This is a genomic window from Thermogutta sp. (assembly GCF_039793925.1).
Classification (GTDB): Bacteria; Planctomycetota; Planctomycetia; order Pirellulales; family Thermoguttaceae; genus Thermogutta.
Window position 1 is genome coordinate 69,941 of the sequence record NZ_JBAMME010000307.1, and the last position, 6,281, is coordinate 76,221.

The following is a 6,281-nucleotide window of genomic DNA, read 5'->3' on the forward strand; positions in this document are numbered from 1 at the left end:
GAAAGGGGTTCTGTTCCGGTTTTTTTCGCGCCAGTTGAACAGAACGAGGAATCGCATCAAGAACGGATGACGAGGAGACCCCTATGAGTCCGCGGCGTCCCCGGCAGAAACCAAACTCTGCGAAACAGAGCAACACAACCGTCTCTGAAGAATCAGCAACCCCGGCACCGACGAGGGCTAATCCCAAGGAGTTCTCTTCCGCGGATGAGAATCCTCGTGAGCACCCGGCTACCATCAACCATTCCGCAATAAGCGTTGGCGAACAACGCGCGGTGGCGGAGCGGGAGCTTGATGCCGCCAAACTCCATGCCGCGGAATGGTTGCTCGCCTTTGCCCAGCAGAAACTGCTCGCGCAGGAGGAGGAACTCGCTCTGGCGGCCAAGGCATTTCTGGTAAGCGCTGGGGTTAATTGGGAGGGCGTCGGCCCGCTGTCGATCGGTGTCCTGGGTTCACGGGAGGAATGTTTTCAGGTTTACCGCAAGACGGGACACACCGACCGGTATGCGCTCGAGTACTGGTTGAAAGACCCCCGCATTGAGAACAGCCTGATTGGCCCTATTCACAATGCGGCTGGGGAACTCTTCACGATATGGGCCCGGCCGCTCCGTCAGCTAACTTCCGGTTGGCTTTTCCGTCATCCCTGGCAAGATGCACTGGGTCTTTTTGGGGTCGACGTGCTGGCCGGTGCACGACCACCTCATGTGCTGGCGGTGGAACGGCTTCTCGATGCGCTGGCCCTGCGGTCGCATGGTCTCCACCCCGTGGTGGCTTTCGGAGTCCGTTTCGACCGGGTGCCCCCTGAGCGGTGGAGCGAGCTTCTGCGGTGGGGCGTGGTCCAGGTGACTCTCTTGCCGGTGGGGCCGGGTGCCTCGAAAGAAGTGTTTCACAGTCTCAGAAAGCGCTTGCGCGGCCTGGGGCGCCGTCCCGAATTGTGGATTCTTCCTCCCCAGCGATTGACTCTGCCTCTCGGCCGGTTTGTCGCCCAGGTGGGTGGCGAGGAGTTTCTCAATCTGGTGCGGGCCCGGCGAGTCGCGCTTGTCGGCCGAAAGCAATTGTTCTTGGTCGGTTCCGTGCCGGGACAGCGTGACTGGCGAAATGCGTCGCGCAAAAACGAGATAGCGGCCGATCAACCAGGGCAGCGGGAAACTGCTTCGGAATACCGAGACAGGCTCGTCGCAGACTCGACCCACGATTCCATTCGCGAGCGGCCCCCGCGAGTCGAGAATCCACACAATCAGCGACCATCTGACACTCCTTCCGCGGCAGAGTGGCTGGACTTCGACTGAGAATGGGACGTGGACAGGCAATCCCGAGACCCGGGTGAGACCCGCTTTGGCTGGTGGACGGCCCATTCAAGAGCAGCACTTGTTGCGTAGGGCTTTTTGTCTTTCCGAGTGATTTACCAACCGGGAGTGTTATTGCGGTCCATGCGATCGGCGAGCCAGTCAAAGATCTGGCGATCAATCGTCCACGAGATAAAGCGGACGGTCCCATCGACAAAAAGTCCATTCATTCCGCCCGGATGAGCGCCACCAAAATGATATCCGGGATCGTCGTCTTTATCGGCGTCGGGATCATCACCATCAATGGTGGTGTCGTCGGGGCCAAAGCCTGTGTGATCCTGCCCAAACCCCGTTAACCGCAAAGTGTCGGGATCCCAGCCGTCAGCCCAGCCGCAGTCGTCGTGCCAATCGCCGGAGTCCCAATTCCTTGTAAAGAGGCGTTTTTCTCCAACCACGAAGGTGTGACTGGTTCCATCGAGAATGTCGGCCATGGAGATGGGTTGCGTGGAATCGGCGGGACGCCAGTCACGGGTTCCAAACTGCCGCCAGTTCGTTCGCACAATGACGCCCCGATATCGACGCCCCTGCGGAACGTTCCAGGTTTCCCCGTTCCAGAAATCCGTGCCGGGTACAGCAGCCGCATAATCGTTGAGAAACCGGTTTCCCTGCTTGCGAATACCGCCGCGCGACGGGCATTTGTACGTCACAATGACCGTCTCGCGAACTTTGTTCCAATCGGTGATCTGCAGGACGGCCGACTGCTCGATGTAATCGAGAATCTGATACATCCATCCCATCCCCTGTTTGTCCGGGCCGAAAGGAGCCCCATTGATCGGCCGCCATTCGTACTCTTCTTCCCCCGCATAGGGTGGCCAGGGATGGGTGCCTCCCGTGGGAAATGTTTTCCGCACGTCGTGGAAATTGTGCAGCGCCAGCCCAATTTGTTTGAGATTGTTGCTGCACTGGCTTCTCCGTGCAGCTTCCCGCGCCGCCTGAACTGCTGGTAACAACAGGGCAATCAAAATACCGATGATGGCGATTACGACCAGCAGCTCGACGAGGGTGAAGCCCGTCGGGTCCTTAAGCAGTCTCCGAGACATGGGATCACCTCCTCTCAACCCGAGATGGTTAAGAACGACAACCGCCGGTTGAAAAAAACGCGAAATCCATTCACCTCCCCTGTTCTGAGGCCGCAGCCTTACGATCGACGCCTTGCCACCAAAGGCGAAAAGGTCACGATGAGGGGACCAGTTTTGTGAATTCTTCTTCCGTCACCTCCTTCACACTTCCCAGCGTGTTGACAATGTAACGGCGCCCATTGACGCCCTTCTTCTCCCACGCGATGACCGGGGCTCCCAAAAGCTGGCCAGTCCTGGAAAGGTCGCCATACAGGACAGCATAGGGCTCCCCGTCCCGTGCTGATCGGAAAACGTCCTCCGAATTCTCAATGTGAAACTGCTTGAGGAACCCGGTCTGCCTTTGAACGAACTCGCGAAACGCCTGTTCATTGGGTGGGGCTTTTCCCATGTGCTGGCCCATGTATTGGCCATAGAGCAGACCAAGAATTTTGATCGTCGACTCTTCTCGAGGTTTGCTCGCCGTCCTGGTGTAACAGCCGGACTGGCTGATGCCAGCAAGCAAGGCAATACCTGCCGCGACAATAGACCAGACAAGCCTGACCCTTCCCTTCATGACGAGTGCTCCGTTTCGCTGCCGCCCTATCCCGATCTTGCACCGCGCTCTTTTACCCCTTTTGATTTTACTAAGACACTAATATTTCCTCAACAGGCTTTACACGTGCCGGTTGGAGACTGATAACCCTCCAATTTAAGCGGAACGGGTCACCAGGAGGTTATCCCGGTGCACGACTTCTTCATAGGGAAGCCATCCCAAAACCTGAGCGATTTGTCGGGTACGCAGGCCCTTGATCCGGCGGATGTCTTCGGCCGAGTAGTTCGTGAGTCCCCGAGCAAATTCGCATCCGTCACAATCGCAGAGGGAAACCAGGTCGCCTTTCTGAAATTGTCCCACCACATCAACCACTCCGGCAGGCAACAGGCTTTTGCCCTGTTTTTCGATAGCCTGGCGGGCTCCCGCGTCCACGATAATCCGGCCGCGGGGTTGAATACTCAGCCCGAACCACCGTTTGCGGGCTTTCACCGTGGCCCCCTGGGCGAAAAACAGTGTGCCCACCGGTTCGCCGGCAATGATTTTTTTCAATGCGCCGGGTTGTTTGCCGGAAGCGATGATGGCGTTGGAGCCGCCGGTGGTGGCGATTTGGGCGGCCCGAAGTTTGCTTTCCATGCCCCCTTTGCTGAGGCCGGTTTTTTTGTCGCGGACCAGGGAAAAAACCGAATCGTCGATTTTGCGCACCAAAGGAATGAGTTGCGATTGGGGGTCGTTGGGATCGCCTGTGTACAGACCTTCGACATCAGAAAGGAGGACGAGGAGGTCGGCCTGGAGGAGGTTGGTGACGAGGGCCGCGAGGCGGTCGTTGTCGCCGAAGGTCATCCGCAGCTCTTCCACGGCGACGGTGTCGTTCTCGTTGATGATGGGGATCGCATCGAAACGGTTGAGCAGCGCCAGGAGGGTGTTGCGGGCATTGAGATAGCTGGTGCGATGTTCGATGACGTCGGCGGTGAGGAGGATTTGGGCCACGATGTCGCCATGCTTTCGGAAATGAACGTCATAGGCCTGCATGAGGAGGCTCTGGCCGATGGCAGCGACGGCCTGCAGATCGGCGAGGTCGGCAGGACGACCGGGCAGGCCGAGACGCCCCACTCCTGCCCCCACAGCACCGGAGCTGACGAGGGCGACTTTTCGTCCGGTTCTCCGGACCGCGTGAATTTCCTCGGCAAGCTGGGCGATACGTTCTTCGTTGAGTCGGCCATCAGGGTGGGTAACGACCCGGGTGCCGACTTTGACCACGAGCAGGTGCGTTTCGGTGGCGATCTCGCGGCGAACGAGGTCCACCTGGACGGAAGGGCTGGCGCCAGTTGACGTTTGCGGAGCATTTTCCCCCACGACGACTAACACCTCCCAATGGATTTCTCCAGGGCAATGGTTTTTCCGGATTGGACTTCAGGCTTTCTTTTGTTTTTCCAGTCGGGCGATACCCGCAGCACCGATGAATCCGGCATTGCCACCGAGTGCAGCGAAATCGATTTCGGTGGTATCTCCCACGGCCGGGTAAGCGCGGAGGAAGACCTCTTGTTTGACGCGTTCCAGAAAGATCCGGCCGATGCGGCTCTCTTTTCCACCGAACGTCATGGCCCCGCCGATGAGGATTCCGTTGGGGTCGATGGTGTGCATCAGGTTGACGATGCCGATTCCGAGGTACTCGGCGGTTTCGAGGATCAGTTGGCGGGAGAGTTCATCTCCGGCTTCGGCGGTTTCGGCGATGAGTTTGGGCTCTAGTTTGGCCCCTTCGGCGAGTCGCCGGGAGAGCATGCTGACGCGTCCGGCCGCCAGGGCTTCCTGAGCCCGTTTGGTCACGGCCGTGGCGCTGGCGTAGGCTTCGAAGTGCCCGCGCCGGCCGCAGGAGCAACTCCGCGCATCGGGGCGGCAATCAATGACGGTGTGTCCGTATTCACCGCCGTGGCTGTGCTCTCCGTCGAGGAGCAGATCGCCCACGATGATCCCGCATCCGATTCCGGTTCCCAGGGTGAGAAGGATCATGCTGTGGAATCGCTGTCCTGCTCCCACCCATTTCTCGCCGAAAGCGGCGGCCGTGGCGTCATTGGCGAAGGTGACGGGCATGCCACAATGTTCGCTAACCCGGTCGCGGATGGGGAAGTATTCCCAGCCTTTGAGATTGGCGGGGACCATGAGCCGGCCCCCGGGAATGTCCATTGTGCCGGGCGAGCCCAGTCCGACACCCGCCACTTCTTCAGGTCGCAGTCCCGCTTCTTGGATGGCGCGGCGGATAAGGGCGCCGATACGGCGTGCGCCATCTTCGGGCCCGCGTTCAACAAGGGTGGGTTCCTGACCGACCCATAACACTTGCCCACGGTCGTCGGTGACGCCCGCCTTGATGTTCGTTCCTCCCAAGTCCACTCCCACATAAAACGGCGGTTGGGCCTGCTGTTTGCTAATCAACTTGAGTTCCATGCCTGTCACCTGTGTCGAGTTGCCATTCACTCCCGGAGACCGGGCGATCAACGCCTGGCGGTATCTCTAAAAATAAACCCTGCGCGGGCGAGATTGCCCACTGAGGAAGCATCCACCTTTGCCACTGGCTATTCTCCCAGAATATCTAAGCGTGGCTCGGATGCAAAGCACGCCCGACTTTCTTCGATTGCTGCTCAGTCTGCGTGGATGCCGAGGACCTGAATTCGCGGATTACGCCTGGACTTTGTGGCCTTTGAGTCGGACATACTCGGGCAGGGGGCCCACCAGGGGTCGCGCATATTCGAGAAACGCTTCCGTCACATAGTTGCCTTCGGAGTTGATGAAGTCATCGGGCATGGGTTTGGCCTTGATAGCGACCTCGGCTAGTGGTACCGTGTCCAGTCGATAGCAATAAGGCTGATTCGATTCTCGGCGAATTGAGACCATCATGCCGCTGACACCTTCGGAAGCCAGGCGAACGGCTTCCCTTCCGCAGGCATAGGCCTCTTCAAGATCAATTTCGCTTACCCGATCCGCCGCGCACATTTGAAGAGATTCACAGACCTGGAACTCACCCCGCCAGCCGTAAGTTTGGCTGATCATGCGATGGAGCATCATCGCGGCACTGGTGCCCCCCATGGCCCCGAACTCTACGTTAGAGAATTGGTCGGTGACGGTGGCCTGGCTGACCGGTCGTCCATCGGGATATGTAATCCCCTCTCCGCACACGACGCTGCACCAGCCGAAGCGGTCATACACTCGTTTGACGTCGGCGAGGAATTTATCGCGATCGAAGGGGCGCTCGGGGAGCAAAATGATGTGCGGTGCATCATCTTCCGCAGATTTAGCCAAAGCAGAAGCCGCTGCCAACCAACCGGCGGAGCGACC

Annotated in this window: 5 protein-coding genes and 1 pseudogene; 1 reads left to right on the forward strand and 5 read right to left on the reverse strand. The window is 58.9% G+C overall.

Annotated elements, in window-relative coordinates:
* Positions 1-83: 83 nt before the first annotated feature.
* Positions 84-1,286, forward strand: coding sequence for a hypothetical protein (locus tag ABJK56_RS16600; protein WP_347245793.1), 1,203 nt, complete (start codon positions 84-86; stop codon positions 1,284-1,286).
* A gap of 113 nt (positions 1,287-1,399) precedes the next feature.
* On the opposite strand, the gene ABJK56_RS16605 is transcribed toward ABJK56_RS16600, so the two are convergent.
* From ABJK56_RS16605 to ABJK56_RS16625, 5 genes and pseudogenes are all read right to left on the reverse strand, one after another.
* Complete coding sequence (locus tag ABJK56_RS16605; RefSeq protein WP_347245794.1) at positions 1,400-2,383, reverse strand: DUF1559 domain-containing protein; 984 nt, start codon at positions 2,381-2,383, stop codon at positions 1,400-1,402.
* Between the two features lie 133 nt (positions 2,384-2,516).
* Positions 2,517-2,975, reverse strand: coding sequence for a hypothetical protein (locus ABJK56_RS16610; protein ID WP_347245795.1), 459 nt, complete (start codon positions 2,973-2,975; stop codon positions 2,517-2,519).
* Between the two features lie 135 nt (positions 2,976-3,110).
* Positions 3,111-4,319 (reverse strand): glutamate 5-kinase, encoded by a 1,209-nt coding sequence (proB, locus tag ABJK56_RS16615; protein WP_347245796.1) that lies wholly within the window; start codon positions 4,317-4,319, stop codon positions 3,111-3,113.
* A 45-nt stretch (positions 4,320-4,364) separates the two neighbouring features.
* Entirely contained in the window at positions 4,365-5,393 is a 1,029-nt protein-coding gene (locus ABJK56_RS16620) for an ROK family protein (RefSeq protein ID WP_347245797.1), read from the reverse strand.
* 231 nt (positions 5,394-5,624) lie between these two features.
* Positions 5,625-6,281: pseudogene (locus ABJK56_RS16625) on the reverse strand (hypothetical protein); the annotation flags it as partial.